Origin of the sequence: Janthinobacterium sp. J1-1, assembly GCF_030944405.1 — a bacterium.
In the GTDB taxonomy this organism is placed as follows: Bacteria; Pseudomonadota; Gammaproteobacteria; order Burkholderiales; family Burkholderiaceae_D; genus Janthinobacterium.
The window spans coordinates 134,626-150,604 of sequence record NZ_CP132339.1; the positions used below are offsets into that span (position 1 = coordinate 134,626).

Sequence of the window (15,979 nt, forward strand, 5' to 3'; positions counted from 1 at the left end):
GCCAGTATAAGCGTGCTTAATCCTCCAGCGGCGCGAAAATCTGCTGCAAGTCTTCCTGGGTGAGCGCCATTTTCTGCGACTCGCCTTCGGCCAGGATCGATTGCGCCAGTTCCGATTTCTTTTGCTGCAGCAATTGAATCTTTTCTTCCAGCGTGCCCTTGGCGATCAATTTATAGACAAACACGGGCTTGTCCTGACCGATGCGCCAGGCGCGGTCGGTGGCCTGGTTTTCCGCGGCCGGATTCCACCACGGATCGTAATGGATGACGGTGTCAGCGGCCGTCAGGTTCAGGCCCACGCCGCCGGCCTTCAGGCTGATCAAAAAGATCGGCACGGCGCCCTGCTGGAAGGCCGCCACCTGGGCGCTGCGGTCCTTGGTTTCGCCGGTCAGCAAGGCGTAGGGAATATCGCGCGATTCCAGTTCTTCCTCGATCAGTTCCAGCATGCTGGTAAATTGCGAGAACACCAGGATCTTGCGCCCTTCGTCGAGCAGGTCTTCCACCATCTGCATCAGGTCGGCCAGCTTGGCCGAACCGGCCGCCTGCTTTTTCGCCGGCAGGGATTTGACCAGGCGCGGATCGCAGCAGACCTGGCGCAGTTTCAGCAGCGCTTCGAGGATCACGATCTGGCTGCGCGCCACACCCTTCTTGTCGATTTCCTCGCGGACCTTCTGGTCCATCGCCAGGCGCACGGTTTCGTACAGGTCGCGCTGCGGCCCCGTCAGTTCGACCTTGCGCACCATTTCCGTCTTTGGCGGCAACTCCTTCGCGACATTGTCTTTCGTGCGGCGCAGCAGGAAGGGCTTGATGCGGCGGTTGAGCAGCATGCGGCGCAGCGGGTCGTCCTGGCGCTCGATCGGATGGCGGAACTGGCTGTTGAAGGTTTTCTCGTCGCCCAGCAAGCCCGGCAGCAGGAAATGGAATTGCGACCACAGTTCGCCCAGGTGATTTTCCAGTGGCGTGCCGGACAAACACAGGCGGTGGCGCGCGCGCAACAGGCCCGCGCTTTGCGCCGCCTTGCTGCGCGTATTCTTGATGTAGTGCGATTCGTCGAGGATCACCAGGTGGAAATCATGCTCGCGCAAGATTTCCTCGTCGCGCGGCAGCAGCGCATACGTCGTCAGCACCAGGTCGCAATCGTCGATCTGGTCGAATTGCTGGGCGCGGTCCTTGCCTTGCAGCAGCAGCACTTTCAGGCTCGGGGCGAATTTGGCCGCCTCGTCCTGCCAGTTGCCCATCAGGCTGGTCGGCGCGATCACCAGCGCCGGATGCGTCAAGCGCCCCGCCTCTTTTTCGATCAGGATATGCGCCAGCGTCTGCACCGTCTTGCCGAGGCCCATGTCATCGGCCAGGATGCCGGCCAGGTCATGGTCGCGCAGGAATTGCATCCACGCCAGGCCGTCGGCCTGGTAATCGCGCAAGGTGGCTTGCAGGCCAGCGGGCGCCGCCACTTTCTGCACCGAGCCGAACTGGCTCAGCTTGCGGCCCATGGCGCGCAACTGCTCACCACCGGTCCAGCGCAGTTCCAGTCCGCGCGCCAGCTCTTCCAGGCGCGCCGCATCCAGGGTCGACATGCGCACGGCGCGCTTGATCTTGTCGTTGAAATACAGCTCGCCCAGGGTGTTCAGGATAGGACGCACCCTGCCCCACGGCAGCGCCACGCGGGTGCCGTCAAGCAGGGTGGCCAGCATCTGGTCATCCTCGGCATGCGCATCGATGATCTTCGGATTGAAGTCGTTCGGCGCATTGCGGATCAGTTGCACCAGCACCGGCAGCAGCGGCACGCGCTCCTGGTTGACGACGATGCCCAGTTCCAGCTCGAACCAGGCGTTGCCGCTGTCCGGGTCCTGGTCATCGATATCGGCGTACCAGTCATCGACATCAAGCACGTCATAGCGGTATTTATTGGTTTTCTCGACGATCCAGCCCGCATCGAGCAAGGTATCGATGCCGGACTCGGCAAAGCGCAGCCATTCGGCCTGGCTCGGCAGCAGCAAGGCGCCCTTCAGGCCGCTCAAGGGTGCCGAGCCTGGTTTCTTGAATTGCAGTTCGGCCAGCAGCGCCAGCGCGCGCGCCTCGTCGACCGTGTTGCGCTGGATAATCTCGGTGACTTCGCCGACCTGGCGCACCACGCGCTGGGCCGGGTCGAACGACACCCTTTCGCCATCGTAATCGTAGGACAGCACCACAAAATCATGCCAGCGCTGCACGCTGCCGTCGGCCAGCATGGCGCTGTCCATCAGCAATACCGGCGTGGCCGCCACATCCTTGCGCAGACGTTGCGGCAAGGGCTGCGGCAGCGGCATCAGGTGCTGCAAGCCCTGCGCCAGCAACAGTTGCGACACACGCACCTTGTCGTTCGCATTCAAGGGCGGCGCCTGCGCCACCAGCGCCTGCAGGTCGGCCAGGGAAATGTCGGAGCCGCCCTGGTTCAGTTCCAGCACGCCGCACGACAGATTGTCGATATACCACGGCGGATCGGTCGGCAGCATGTAGTCGATCTGGTCGGCGCCGTGGTGGCTGACGCCTTCCGGCGGGTCGACCTGCCAGCCCAGGCGCATGGTCTTGCCCTCGTCGCGCCAGAACAGCCGCGCCGGACGCACCGGGCCTTCTTTCAATGGATACACCAGGCCATTGCCGACATCGGCCCAGGAATTGGCCCACAACAGTTTGTCCTGCTCGGCCAGCATGGAAAGCAAAGCCGCGCCGACTTTCCCCTTCGGTTCGGTGGCGCTGCCGGTCTGCGAATTCTGGCCCGTGCGCATGGCCACAAAGAAGCGCACCAGGTCTTCATCGGCCGGCGTCAAAAACGTGGGCGGCGCCGACAGCAGCGAAAAGATCTCGCTGATGGGGCTGGCCGCAGCGACATCGCCATTCGGCCGCAGCCGCGCCTTGTACAGGCACAGCGCCACATGGCGCCCGCCGCTGGTGGGCGCCAGCACATAGATCAGGCGGTGCGCATTGAGCTTGGGATCGGGTTCGGCCAGCGGCAGCACGGGCTTGGGATGGGCGGCCGCCTCCACGCGCTGCAGCCAGGTGGCGACGGCGTACGGCAAGGGCCCGCCAGGCGCGCTGGCCGGTGCGGCAGGGGTGTCACTGATGTCGTCGCGGGTAAAATCCATGGTACGCATGATGGTTGGAGTGTGTATCAAAATCGGCAACAGGCAATATTATCCTTCATACGCGGCCGAATAGCTTATTCAATATCAGTTCCGCAGCGCACACTGTCCAAAGACTGACACAATCGCGCCGATTGCGTATCATTCCAGCCTTGATCGCTTTGGAAACAACCATGCTGCCCACCATCGAACAACGTCTTGCCCTTGAACTTGCCGCCAAACCGGTGCAGGTTGCCGCCGCCATCGAACTGCTCGACGAAGGCGCCACCGTGCCCTTTATCGCCCGCTATCGCAAGGAAGCGACCGGCGGCCTGGACGATATCCAGCTGCGCCTGCTCGAAGAGCGCCTGCGCTACCTGCGCGAACTGGAAGACCGGCGCGCCGCCATCGTGGCCTCGATCACCGAACAGAACAAGATGACGCCGGCCCTGCTGGACGCCGTCATGCACGCCGAAGACAAGACGCGCCTGGAAGATTTGTACTTGCCCTATAAACAGAAGCGCCGCACCAAGGCCCAGATCGCCATCGAAGCGGGCTTGAGCCCGCTGGCCGATGGCTTGCTGGACAATCCGGAGCTGACGCCGGAAATGGAAGCGGGGAAGTTCCTGCGCGATGCGTTTACGAGTGCCGACGGCAATAACCCGGGCGTGGCGGACACCAAGGCCGCGCTGGACGGCGCGCGCCAGATCCTGATGGAGCGCTTCGCCGAAGACGCGACCCTGCTGCAAACCTTGCGCGAGTACGTGCAGGAGCATGGCGTGGTCGAATCGAAAGTGGTCGAAGGCAAGCAGGACGAAGGCGAAAAATTCGCCGATTATTTCGATTACTCGGAAACCATTGCCACGGTGCCATCGCACCGCGCGCTGGCCCTGCTGCGCGGCCGCCGCGAAGGCATCCTCGACGTCATCCTGCGCCTGGACACGGAAGCGGAAAAACCGAAATGGGATGCGCCGCACAATCCGTGCGAAGGCCGTATCGCCGCCCGCTTCGGCATCAAGAACCAGGGCCGCCCGGCCGACAAATGGCTGTCGGACACGGCGCGCTGGACCTGGCGCGTGAAAAGCTTCATGCACCTGGAAACCGAACTGATGGGCGCGCTGCGCGAACGCTCGGAGCAGGACGCCATCAATGTGTTTGCCACCAATTTGAAAGCGCTGCTGCTGGCGGCACCGGCCGGCCAGCGCGCCACCATGGGCCTGGACCCGGGCCTGCGCACGGGCGTGAAGGTGGCCGTGGTCGACGCCACCGGCAAGGTGGTCGACACGGCCGTGATCTACCCGCACCAGCCGAAAAACGACTGGGATGGCTCCTTGCATACCTTGGGCCGCCTGGCCGCCAAGCACAATGTGTCGTTGATTTCCATTGGCAACGGCACCGCCTCGCGCGAAACGGACAAGCTGGCGCAGGACCTGATCAAGCAGCATCCGGAAGCGAAGATGACGAAGATCGTCGTCTCGGAAGCGGGCGCGTCAGTGTATTCGGCGTCCGAGTTCGCCTCGAAAGAATTGCCGGACATGGATGTGTCCTTGCGCGGCGCCGTCTCGATCGCGCGCCGTTTGCAGGACCCGCTGGCCGAGCTGGTGAAAATCGACCCGAAATCGATCGGCGTGGGCCAGTACCAGCATGACGTCAGCCAAAGCCAGCTGGCGCGCTCGCTCGATGCGGTGGTGGAAGATTGCGTGAATGCCGTCGGTGTCGACGTCAATACGGCGTCGGCGCCACTGCTGGCGCGCGTGTCGGGCCTGTCGGCCAGCGTGGCGCAAAGCATCGTCAGCTACCGCGACATGAAGGGCGCGTTCACTTCGCGCGCGGCTTTGAAGGGCGTGCCGCGCCTGGGCGACAAGACGTTCGAACAGGCGGCCGGCTTCCTGCGCGTGATGGGCGGCGACAATCCGCTGGACGCCTCGGCGGTGCACCCGGAATCGTATCCGCTGGTGGAAAAGATCCTGGCGGACATCAAGAAGGACATCAAGGCGGTGATCGGCGAAACGTCGCTGCTGAAAACCCTGAGCCCGGCAAAATATGCCGACGAAACCTTCGGCGTGCCGACCATTTCCGATATTTTGAAAGAGCTGGAAAAACCGGGCCGCGATCCGCGTCCGGAATTCACCACCGCCACCTTTAAAGAAGGCGTGGAAGAAATCCGCGACCTGCGCCCGGACATGATCCTGGAAGGCGTGGTCACCAACGTGGCCGCGTTTGGCGCCTTTGTCGATATCGGCGTGCACCAGGACGGCCTGGTGCATATCTCGGCGCTGTCGAATACCTTTGTGAAGGATCCGCACACGGTGGTGAAAGCCGGGCAAGTGGTGCGTGTGAAAGTGCTGGAAGTCGATGAGAAGCGCAAGCGCATCGCACTGACCATGCGGCTGACGGACAGCGCGCCGCAGGCCGGCAGCAAGCCCGAGCAAAAGGGCGACCGCAACGACCGCCGCAGCATGGCCCAGCACCAGTCGCAAACGCGCAACGCGCCGGAGCCGGCCGGCAGCATGGCGGCCGCGTTTGCCAAGCTGCGCGGCTAAAGCAATATGTCGGAGATCGTCATTGCAACAGCCAGCGCCAGCAGTCCCGAGGCGCGGCTATTGCAGGATGAGTTGTCCGCCGTGCTGCAGCAGCTGAGCGGCGACAGCGGACGGGCGTCATTTGATGCCGATGCACCGGACCAGCGCGCTGGATTTTACTTGGCCAAAAACAGTGCCGGCCAGCTGCTCGGCTGCGCCGCCCTGCGACCGCTGGGTGCGCCAAATAGTACGACGGCCGAACTCAAGCGCATGTTTGCCCGTCCGGGCAGCGTGGGTGTGGGTGCGGCATTGCTGGCTCATGCCGAAGCCGAAGCCCTGCGCCTGGGTTACCGCACGGTGGTCCTGTCCACCCGCGTGATCAATAGCCGCGCCGTGGCGTTTTACCGCAAGCACGGCTATGCGTCCGTCGCACCGTATGGCAAATACGTGGGCGCGGCCCAGTCCGTCTGCCTGGGCAAGATCCTGTAGCGTGGCGCGCATCCTGAATTAATGACCTGAGCGCATACCCCTGGCGTCGTTTTCTTATAAAATGACGCCATCTATTTATTTACCCAATCAGAGGCCACCATGAGCGACGTACAAACCTGGATCAAAGAAACCGTGACGAGCACGCCGGTCGTGCTGTTCATGAAAGGCACCGCCCAATTTCCACAATGCGGCTTTTCCGGCCGCGCCATCCAGATCCTGAAAGCCTGCGGCGTGGAAAATATCGCGACCGTCAACGTGCTGGACGATCCGGAAGTTCGCCAGGGCATCAAGGACTACTCGAACTGGCCAACCATTCCACAACTGTATGTCAAGGGCGAGTTCATCGGCGGCTCCGACATCATGAATGAAATGTTTGAATCGGGCGAACTGAAGTCCCTGCTCGATGCCTGATGTACCGCAGCGGCCGCGCCGTATCGTGGTTGCCATCACGGGCGCCACTGGCGCCGTGTACGGCTTGCGGCTGCTGCAATTATTAGGCGCCATCCCCGGCGTCGAAACCCACCTGGTGTTGTCGGACGCGGCGGTATTGACCTTGCACCAGGAAACCGGCATGGGCCGCAAGGACGTCGAAGCACAAGCGCATGTGGTGCACAAGCTGCGCGATATCGGCGCATCGATTGCCAGCGGCTCGTTCCAGTCGGATGGGATGGTGATCGCGCCCTGCTCGATGAAGACGCTGGCGGCCGTGGCGCATGGCCTGTCGGATAATCTGATCACGCGCGCGGCCGATGTGGTGCTCAAGGAGCGCCGGCGCCTGATCCTGATGGTGCGCGAAACGCCGTTCAACCTGGCGCACCTGCGCAATATGACGGCCGTCACCGAAATGGGCGGCATCATCTTCCCGCCCCTGCCCAGCTTTTATAATTTGCCGGACAGCATAGCCGAGATGGTCGACCATACGGTCGCGAGAGTCATCGACCTGCTCGGCATCGAGCACAGCCTGGCGCCGCGCTGGCATGGATTGAAGGCCGGCGACAGCAATCCTGCGTGAAGCGTTATCTTTTATCGAACTGACTGGCGCTTGCGCGCTTCAAATCCCTGGCTTCTTCAACCATCCTGCGGTGGGCGATCCGTTTGCGCATCACTTCCGCATGTTGCGCGGCGGTCATGGGTGGCACGGTCATCAAGTCTTTCAGCTGCGCGGTGTTGCTGTAGTTGCTTTTCATAAGACGGCTCAAATGCTCGGCTCCGTGTTGGATGACAAACTGGCTGCTGCTGGTCTTATTATGCGCCGCTATTGGCGACTGCGCTGTCTGTTACGGGATGATTGTCGAATAATCCAGTTGCAGTGCAACATAAGAGGTCTTATTGTGCAGCAAAATCATGTCTCCAGCATGACCTCGCGCAAAAAAACAGCCGACCTTGAACGGCCGGCCTGGCGCCATGCGATGGCGCCGTATCTACGGGAAAATACTTACTTTTGGTAGTTGACGCGCACCAGCATGCGAATAAATTCGCGCGCGATTTGACGATGATGCTCATCTAATCTTTGCAGATCAGCAATTAATTTCACATCGGCCGACTCGAAGCGCGACAAGGCGCTGCCCGCTTCGCCATTCGGCACGGCGCTTTCGGGACCGCCAAAGCGCAGCCATTCCGCCGGCACGCCCAACCATTGGGCGATCATGCGCAATTTTTCTTGCGTGGGTATGGCTTCCCCGACTAACCATTTCCTTGCAGCATGCACGGTAATCGGGCGTCCGTCGAAGCGGATATTGAATTCCCGGGCCAGTCTGGTCGGGCTGTCGGGGGAGTAGTGGGCGTTTTTCAGAGCCAGCTGAAGTCGCTGGCTAAAGCTTTCGCGTTCGTTAGAAGAATTCATAGGTGTACTATTTCATGTTGTAACATGAAAGTCAGTTTCTTGAATGACCATACGGATTGTTACTTTTTGAAAAGAAAATAATTTACAATTAACACTCCGGCGGACTTTTTGGGTAAAAAAGCGGCCAAATTTTCTCTTGTTATCCTGCATGGCTTCGGGTCAAATTCGCGGCTGGCTTTGAATTTCGCAATGCAGCACGATTTCAAAGCCTCGTTTTGGCGCTACAACATACGGTAGTGGATCATGCGCCCCTGCGGCGACACATGCAAGGCCCACGCCATACAATTTCTTAATAACAAACTTTGCACAAAAACCATTTAATTTTTAATATGGAAACTTATGGCAGTATGCTTGTCTGGATAGCAAATTTACTTCCATCATAACGAAAAGCGCTTATGTTGGCACAAAGAAAGTTCTTTTTGGTGTCATCTGCGCCACCAACTTTCAATCTTCATTGACTTTTTCGTACTAAAATCCGTCAATTTCAATAAATTTTGTATCGTGCATAACGATTGCCGTCACCACGTGCCAGCATTTCTTTTCTGGCAGCACGGCGTGGGCACGCTACAATGGCATTGACGTGAACGTAAACGTCAATCCAGTCCACACCATCATGCCCACCAGCCCCACGCCCATGTCCCTGCCTGCGCCCGCACCAAGCATTACCTATACCATTACCGAACTGGCCCGCGAGTTCGACATCACGGCGCGTGCCATCCGCTTCTATGAAGACCAGGGACTGCTGAGCCCGAAACGCGAAGGCGCGGGCGGGCGCAGCCGCGTCTACACGCCGCGCGACCGCACCCGCCTGAAACTGACCCTGCGCGGCAAGCGCCTGGGCCTGGCCTTGTCCGAGATCAAAGGCCTGGTCGACATGTATGAATCGCCTAAGGACACGCGCGCGCAGATGGACCGTTTTCTTGGCGTGCTGGCGCAGCACCGGCAGACGCTGGAGCAGCAGCGCATCGACATCGAAATGGCGCTGGCCGAGATCAGCAGCCACGAAGCGGCCTGCGCGCGCATGCTGGCAGAACTGGACGACGGCGCGCTGGCGCCAACCTGATGCGGCAGGCCTGATGCAGGCCAGGCGGACCTGTTTTATACTTTGCTTTACGTTTACGTAAACGTCACAACTGAGTATCATTGCTTTTGACACGATGACTTTTGAAGCGGCAGACAGCCGACACCACATAACGACGACGAGGACGACATGCTCCATCTCCCAGGCTTGACCTTTGACCACGGCGAAGACATCGCCTCCCTGCGCGAAGCGATTCAACAATTCGCCGCCGCCGAAATCGCACCGCGCGCCGCCGAAATCGACCGCAGCGATCAGTTCCCGATGGACTTGTGGCGCAAGATGGGCGACATGGGGCTGCTCGGCATTACCGTCAGCGAAGAATACGGCGGCGCCGGCATGGGCTACCTGGCCCATATCATCGCCATGGAAGAAATCTCGCGCGCCTCGGCCTCGGTCGGCCTGTCCTATGGCGCCCACTCGAACCTGTGCGTCAACCAGATCAAGCGCAACGGCACCGACGAACAGAAAGCCAAATACCTGCCGAAACTGATCACCGGCGAGCATATCGGCGCGCTGGCCATGTCGGAACCGAACGCCGGTTCGGACGTCGTCAGCATGCAGCTGCGCGCCGATTTCAAGGGCGACCGCTGGGTGCTGAACGGCACCAAGATGTGGATCACCAACGGCCCCGACGCGGACGTGCTGGTGGTGTACGCCAAGAATGACCTGGCGGCCGGCGCGCGCGGCATGACGGCCTTCCTGATCGAAAAAAGTTTCAAGGGTTTCTCGATCGCGCAAAAGCTCGACAAGCTGGGCATGCGCGGCTCGCACACGGGCGAACTGGTGTTCCAAGATTGCGAAGTACCGGCCGAAAATGTATTGGGCGGCCTGGGCAAGGGCGTCAATGTGCTGATGTCGGGCCTGGACTTCGAACGCACCGTGCTGTCCGGCGGACCGCTGGGCATCATGCAGGCCTGCATGGACCTGGTGGTGCCGTATGTGCACGACCGCAAGCAGTTCGGCCAGGCCATCGGCGAATTCCAATTAATGCAGGGCAAACTGGCCGACATGTATTCGACCATGATGGCTTGCAAAGCCTATGTGTATGCGGTGGGCCAGGCTTGCGACCGCGCCACCACGCCGGAAGCCGTGCGCCAGTTGCGCAAGGATGCGGCCGGCGCGATTCTGTACAGCGCCGAAAAAGCCACCTGGATGGCCGGCGAAGCGATCCAGGCGCTGGGCGGCAATGGCTATATCAATGACTACCCGGCGGGCCGCCTGTGGCGCGACGCCAAGCTGTATGAAATCGGCGCCGGCACCAGCGAAATTCGCCGCATGCTGATCGGCCGCGAACTGTTTGCCGAAACCAAATAACCCATTACTGATACGGAGATCCATCATGCATGATCCAGTCGTTATCGTCGGTGCCGCGCGCACCCCCATGGGCGCCTTCCAGGGCGATTTTTCCAACATCACCGCCAGCGACCTGGGCGCCGTGGCCATCAAGGCCGCCGTCGAGCGCGCCGGCATCGCCCCCGAATTGGTCGAACACGTATATTTCGGCAATTGCCTGATGGCCGGCCAGGGCCAGGCGCCCGCGCGCCAGGCCCTGCGCAAGGCCGGCTTGCCGGACTCCACCGGCGCCGTCACCCTGTCCAAAATGTGCGGCTCGGCCATGCAGACCACCATGTTCGCCCACGACACCCTGCTGGCCGGCAGCGCCGAGGTGGTGGTGGCCGGCGGCATGGAATCGATGACCAATGCGCCCTATCTGGTGCCGAAGGCGCGCGGCGGCTACCGCATCGGCCACGGCATGCTGTTCGACCACATGATGATGGACGGCCTGGAAGACGCCTACAGCCGCGATGAAAAAGGCAATGCCCGCTCGATGGGCACGTTTGCCGAAGAATGCGCCAGCCAGTACGCCTTTACGCGCGAAGCGCAGGATGCGTTTGCCATCGCCTCGGTGCAGCGCGCCCAGGCAGCCGCGAAAGATGGCGGCTTTGACTGGGAAATCGCGCCCGTCACCGTGCCCGGCCGTGGTGGCGACACCGTCGTCAGCGTTGACGAAGGACCATTGAAAGCGCGCCTGGAAAAGATCCCGGCCCTGAAACCGGCGTTCAGGAAAGACGGCACGATTACCGCCGCTTCGTCCTCGTCGATCAACGATGGCGCGGCCGCCCTGGTGCTGATGCGCGAATCGACGGCGAACAAGCTGGGCTTGACCATCATCGCCAAGATCCACGGCCACGCCACCCATGCCCAAGCACCGAACCTGTTTACCACCGCCCCGATCGGCGCCGTGAAAAAACTGTACGCCAAGACCGGCTGGAGCAGCAGCACTGTCGACCTGTTTGAAATCAACGAGGCGTTTGCCGCCGTGCCGATGGCCGCCATGCATGACCTCGATATTCCACACAGCAAGATCAATATCCACGGCGGCGCCTGCGCGCTGGGCCACCCGATCGGCGCCTCGGGCGCGCGCATTATCGTCACCCTGCTGGGCGCGCTGAAGCAGACGGGCGGCAAGCGCGGCGTGGCGGCCCTGTGCATCGGCGGCGGCGAAGCGACGGCAATGGCGATCGAACTGGTATAAGCTGGGCTTTTTCCATCACTCCAGGGAGCAGCATATGCCTACAGCATTGATCATCGGCGCCTCGCGCGGCATCGGCCATGAAATCGTCCGTCAATACCGCCAGGATGGCTGGCGCGTGATCGCCACCGCGCGCAGGCCCGAGGATTGCGACACCCTCAAGGCCTTGGGCGCCGAAGCGCACCAGCTCGACGTGACCGATGTGGAAGGTTGCGCCGGCCTGGGCTGGAAGCTCGACGATGAAAAACTCGAGGTCGCCATCCTGAACGCGGGCGTATATGGTCCGCGCCACGACGGCTTTCCCGCGCAAGCCGATTTTGATGCCGTGATGCACACCAATGTACTGGCGGCGATGCGCCTGCTGCCGATCTTGGCGCCGCTGGTGGGCAATGCCAAGGGCAAGCTGGCCGTGCTGTCATCGCACATGGGATCGCTCAGCGAGCGCAGCAGCGCCAGCGGTTCGCTGTACCGCGCCAGCAAGGCGGCCCTGAACTCCGTGCTGATCGACACCGCCCTGGTGCATGGTCCGCAGGGCGTGAGCTGCGTGGCCTTCCACCCGGGCTGGGTGCGTACCGACATGGGCGGCGCCGGCGCCGATATTTCCCCTGAAGAAAGCGCGGCCGGCATCCGCGCCACCCTGGCCAGCCTGCCCGCAAGCAAGCAGGCGGTCTTCCGCAATTACGACGGCAGCCCTATCGGCTGGTAAAAAAATCCATGATACTCAATGAAGAGCAAAGCATGATCCAGGACGCGCTGCGCAGTTTTTCGCGCGAGCGCCTGGCGCCCAACGCGGCCCGCTGGGACAAGGAACACCATTTCCCGAAGGAAGAACTGCAGGAACTGGCGGCACTGGGCGCGTTTGGCGTGGCCGTGCCGGAGGAATTCGGCGGTGCCGGCCTCGACTATGTGTCGCTGGCGCTGGCGCTGGAAGAAATCGCCGCCGGCGATGGCGGTACCTCGACCATTATCTCGGTCAACAATTGCCCCGTCTGCAGCATCGCCATGATGTACGCGAATACCGCGCAGAAAGAGCAATGGCTGCGCCCGCTGGCACAGGGCACCATGCTGGGCGCCTTCTGCCTGACCGAACCGCACACGGGCAGCGACGCCTCGGCCCTGCGCACCACGGCCACCCGCGATGGCGACGAGTACGTCATCAACGGCACCAAGCAGTTCATTACCAGCGGCAAGCATGCGGACGTGGCCATCGTGCTGGCCGTCACCGACAAGGCGGCCGGCAAGCGCGGCATCAGCGCCTTCTGGGTACCGACCAGCGCACCCGGCTATATCGTGGCGGGGCTGGAACAGAAGATGGGCCAGCACTCGTCGGATACGGCACAAATCCTGTTTGACAACTGCCGCATTCCCGCCGCCAACCTGATCGGCGAAGAGGGCCAGGGCTACAAGATCGCCTTGTCGGGCCTGGAAGGCGGGCGTATCGGCATCGCCTCGCAGGCGGTCGGCATGGCGCGTGCCGCCTATGAGGCGGCCTTGACCTACGCGCGCGAACGGGAGAGTTTCGGCAAAGCCATCTTTGAACACCAGGCGGTGCAGTTCCGCCTGGCCGACATGGCGACGCAGATCGAAGCGGCGCGCCAGCTGATACGCCACGCGGCGGCCATGAAGGATGCGGGCCTGCCCTGCCTGAAGGAAGCGGCGATGGCGAAACTGTTTGCCTCCGAGATGGCGGAAAAAGTGTGCTCCGACGCCATCCAGGTGCATGGCGGCTATGGCTATGTGTCGGATTTCCCGGTCGAGCGCATCTACCGCGATGTGAGGGTGTGCCAGATTTACGAGGGGACCAGCGATATCCAGAAGATACTCATCGCAAGAGCCTTGTAAAGCGCCCGGCAGTAAAAGTTTCAGCGCTTTTAGAAACCGTAGCGAGCAAGCCCGATATCGGATTGAGTAACGCAGCCGTACATTCGGTACGGCGAGTAACGCCGATTCGAGAGCGGGCGGCGCAGTAGGTTTATAAAGGCGCCATCCGGACGAAAAAAAAGCCCGCTAGCGCGGGCTTCGTTCCAATGTATTACCAATGCTTTAATCGTGTCATGGACGCCAGTGCTATCTGCAAAGTGCCTCCTGATTTTCGGACTCCCATGCTATCTGCATGGTGACTCCAAGTGTAAAATCGACCAACGTATCCGGAATTACAAAATCCACTCTTTCGTACTAGTCACGCCATCGACATTACACCTGTCGGTCGCCGTACTGAAACTGGATAGTGAGAGCATCTGCAAGCAAATCTCAACCACTGAAAGCATTATAGCATACGTTTTTGTGCGGCGCAACAACCTTTTTAAATCAAGTCCTTAGCTCCAGCGGCTTGTCTTCTTCGCCACCGCGCGCCACCCGCTCGTACTCGGAAATCACCTGTGCCCCCAGCAGCAGCAGGGTGGCGCCGATTTCCAGGCTGAACATGACGACAATCGCCGTCGTCATCGAACCGTAGACAATATTGACCTGTGACAATGTGGAAAAATACCAGACCAGCACATGGCGTGCGATTTCCCACAGCAGCGCCGCCGTCACGCCGCCCATCAGTGCATGCGTAAACGACAGCCGGCCCACCGGCATCACCAGGTAAATTGAACTGAGCACCAGGATCTCGCCCGTCAGCCCCAGCAAATACAGCAGCGCGCCGGACAAGCCTTCCAGCCCCCAGTCCCGGCGCAGGAAGCGCACGCTTTCGTCGCCCATCACCTGCAAGCCACCCGCCACCAGCGTGATCAGCAGTATACCCACGCCCAGGCACAGGATGTAGCAATACGGCAGCACGGCGGAAATCAGGAAATGGCGGCGGCGTATCGCCACGCGATGGTTGAAGATCACGCTCATGGCGTTTTCCAGCACGGTAAACGCCAGCGAGCTGAAAAACAGCATGGTCAGCAACAATAGCCAGCCGATCACGCTGCGGTTATCGAGAAAATGCGCGACCTCCGTCACGATGGCCTTCGATTGTCCCGGCACCAGCCATTCCAGGTAATGGCCTATGGTGCGCAGCAATTCTTCCTGCGCGATCACGTGCGACAGGGCCACCACCACCAGCATCAGGAGCGGCACGATGGACAGCAGCGAATAATAGGCGACGGCGCCGGCCAGCAGCAGGCCCTGGTTGGCGCGAAAGCCTTTCAACACCTGCAGCACGAAGCGCAAGGGATGGCTGAGAATATACGCGCTGGCGTGGCGGTTGATGATCATGAACGGTACACCTGGTGAATGAAACGGCATGGCCTTGTGCCATGCCGCCCATGCACCATAGCATACGGACAATTCACGCCCACCGCTGTACGCAAGCTAACTGACGGCCGCTTCCAGCAAGGTCACCGTCTGGCGCTGCGCGTCCAGGGTGGCCATTATGCCCATCGGCAAGGTGAACTGGTCGCGGATATGGCCGAAGGAATAGCCGGCCACGGCCGGCACCGTCAAGGGCTGCAGATGCTGGTCCAGCGTCTGGTCCAGGCTCAGGGCGATATCGCCCTCGTCCGCCTCGCAATGCATGAACACGCCCAGCATCAGCGCCGCCGCGGTCGACAAGTTGCCGGCGAGATCGAGCTGGTACAGCATGCGGTCGACCCGGTACGGCGCTTCGTTGATTTCTTCCAAAAACAAGATGCGGTCGTGAAACTCGGCCGCATACGGCGTGCCGGCCAGCGCGCTGACCATGCACAGGTTGCCGCCGGTCAGCCTTCCCGTCGCCTGGCCGTCATGCACGGTGCGGATCGTGAAGTTGGCGTGGGTTTGCGCGCGGCGGTGGTTTTCCAGCGCCATCGGGATCGTGTACTGCTCCTGCGGCTGCATCAGCACATTTTTCAGATGCGTCACCGTGTACTCGGAAAACGTCGAGGAAGCGACGGGGCCATGGAACGTCACCAGGCCCGTGTGGCGATGAATCGCCAGGTGCAGCGCCGTGATGTCGGAGTAGCCGATCAGTATTTTCGGATTGGCGCAGATCAGCTTGTAATCGATCAGCGCCAGCAGCGAGATGCAGCCCGAGCCGCCGCGTATCGCCCACACGGCTTTCACTTGCGGATCGCGGAAGGCCGCGTGCAAGTCGTCGAGCCGCTGCTGCACCGTACCGGCATAGTTGCCATGCACGGCACGGATATTGGTGCCGAGGGTGACGCGCAGGCCCAGCGATTCGAGATTGCCCACGGCCTTGGCGATGGCGTCGTCGTCCGTAAAGCCGGCGGGGGCGATGATGGCGACCAAGTCGCCCTGGCGCAGGCGCGCCGGTTTGATCAGGGGGTGTGCTTGCATGCGTGCTCCTTTTGGCTGCGCGGCAGCGGCCAGGGCCGGTGCGCCGGCCGCGCCGACGGCGGCGGCCAGCATGCCGCCAAACTGGCGCCGGCTAAAACTGCGGTGACTGCTCATGCGGCCCTTTCTGGAAAAGAAAACGGCGGCGCCAGGC

General features: G+C 61.4%; 14 protein-coding genes. 9 read left to right on the top strand and 5 right to left on the bottom strand.

All coding sequences use genetic code 11. From position 1 onward, the window contains the following. Positions 1 to 16: 16 nt before the first annotated feature. Positions 17 to 3,121 (bottom strand): DEAD/DEAH box helicase, encoded by a 3,105-nt coding sequence (locus Q8L25_RS00590; RefSeq protein ID WP_308923077.1) that lies wholly within the window; start codon positions 3,119 to 3,121, stop codon positions 17 to 19. Between the two features lie 170 nt (positions 3,122 to 3,291). On the opposite strand from Q8L25_RS00590, the gene Q8L25_RS00595 reads away from it, so the two are divergent. The 4 genes from Q8L25_RS00595 to Q8L25_RS00610 all read left to right on the top strand — a co-directional run bounded on the left by Q8L25_RS00595 (position 3,292) and on the right by Q8L25_RS00610 (position 7,120). Continuing rightward, entirely contained in the window at positions 3,292 to 5,640 is a 2,349-nt protein-coding gene (locus Q8L25_RS00595; protein WP_308923078.1) for a Tex family protein, read from the top strand. A 6-nt stretch (positions 5,641 to 5,646) separates the two neighbouring features. Beyond that, positions 5,647 to 6,108: a GNAT family N-acetyltransferase gene (locus Q8L25_RS00600; RefSeq protein WP_308923079.1), complete on the top strand. Its 462-nt coding sequence runs from the start codon at positions 5,647 to 5,649 to the stop codon at positions 6,106 to 6,108. Between the two features lie 99 nt (positions 6,109 to 6,207). Further along, positions 6,208 to 6,519: a Grx4 family monothiol glutaredoxin gene (grxD, locus tag Q8L25_RS00605; protein ID WP_010402157.1), complete on the top strand. Its 312-nt coding sequence runs from the start codon at positions 6,208 to 6,210 to the stop codon at positions 6,517 to 6,519. Next, positions 6,512 to 7,120, top strand: coding sequence for a UbiX family flavin prenyltransferase (locus Q8L25_RS00610; protein ID WP_308923080.1), 609 nt, complete (start codon positions 6,512 to 6,514; stop codon positions 7,118 to 7,120). Before grxD ends, Q8L25_RS00610 begins: the two co-directional genes overlap by 8 nt. Positions 7,121 to 7,124: 4 nt before the next feature. On the opposite strand, the gene Q8L25_RS00615 is transcribed toward Q8L25_RS00610, so the two are convergent. Further along, the gene (locus Q8L25_RS00615) at positions 7,125 to 7,295 is read right to left on the bottom strand and encodes a hypothetical protein (RefSeq protein WP_308923081.1); all 171 of its coding nucleotides are present in this window, start codon (positions 7,293 to 7,295) and stop codon (positions 7,125 to 7,127) included. A gap of 248 nt (positions 7,296 to 7,543) precedes the next feature. Beyond that, a complete protein-coding gene (locus tag Q8L25_RS00620) occupies positions 7,544 to 7,951 on the bottom strand; it encodes a hypothetical protein (RefSeq protein ID WP_308923082.1) in 408 nt (135 codons plus the stop codon). A gap of 634 nt (positions 7,952 to 8,585) precedes the next feature. Here Q8L25_RS00620 and Q8L25_RS00625 point away from each other — a divergent pair. The 5 genes from Q8L25_RS00625 (at position 8,586) to Q8L25_RS00645 (ending at position 13,407) form a co-directional block, all read left to right on the top strand. Continuing rightward, complete coding sequence (locus Q8L25_RS00625; RefSeq protein ID WP_308925835.1) at positions 8,586 to 9,014, top strand: MerR family DNA-binding transcriptional regulator; 429 nt, start codon at positions 8,586 to 8,588, stop codon at positions 9,012 to 9,014. A 147-nt stretch (positions 9,015 to 9,161) separates the two neighbouring features. Continuing rightward, positions 9,162 to 10,346 carry an isovaleryl-CoA dehydrogenase gene (locus tag Q8L25_RS00630; protein WP_308923083.1) on the top strand — a complete coding sequence of 395 codons (1,185 nt, stop codon included), beginning with the start codon at positions 9,162 to 9,164 and terminating at the stop codon, positions 10,344 to 10,346. A gap of 25 nt (positions 10,347 to 10,371) precedes the next feature. Next, complete coding sequence (locus tag Q8L25_RS00635; RefSeq protein ID WP_308923084.1) at positions 10,372 to 11,568, top strand: acetyl-CoA C-acyltransferase; 1,197 nt, start codon at positions 10,372 to 10,374, stop codon at positions 11,566 to 11,568. Between the two features lie 34 nt (positions 11,569 to 11,602). Continuing rightward, a complete protein-coding gene (locus Q8L25_RS00640) occupies positions 11,603 to 12,271 on the top strand; it encodes an SDR family oxidoreductase (protein WP_308923085.1) in 669 nt (222 codons plus the stop codon). An 8-nt stretch (positions 12,272 to 12,279) separates the two neighbouring features. Continuing rightward, positions 12,280 to 13,407, top strand: a complete 1,128-nt coding sequence (locus Q8L25_RS00645; RefSeq protein WP_308923086.1) for an acyl-CoA dehydrogenase family protein — start codon at positions 12,280 to 12,282, stop codon at positions 13,405 to 13,407. A gap of 465 nt (positions 13,408 to 13,872) precedes the next feature. Here Q8L25_RS00645 and Q8L25_RS00650 read toward each other — a convergent pair whose 3' ends face one another. After that, positions 13,873 to 14,769, bottom strand: coding sequence for a YihY/virulence factor BrkB family protein (locus Q8L25_RS00650; protein WP_308923087.1), 897 nt, complete (start codon positions 14,767 to 14,769; stop codon positions 13,873 to 13,875). 96 nt (positions 14,770 to 14,865) lie between these two features. Further along, entirely contained in the window at positions 14,866 to 15,942 is a 1,077-nt protein-coding gene (locus Q8L25_RS00655) for an LD-carboxypeptidase (protein ID WP_308923088.1), read from the bottom strand. Positions 15,943 to 15,979: the final 37 nt, after the last annotated feature.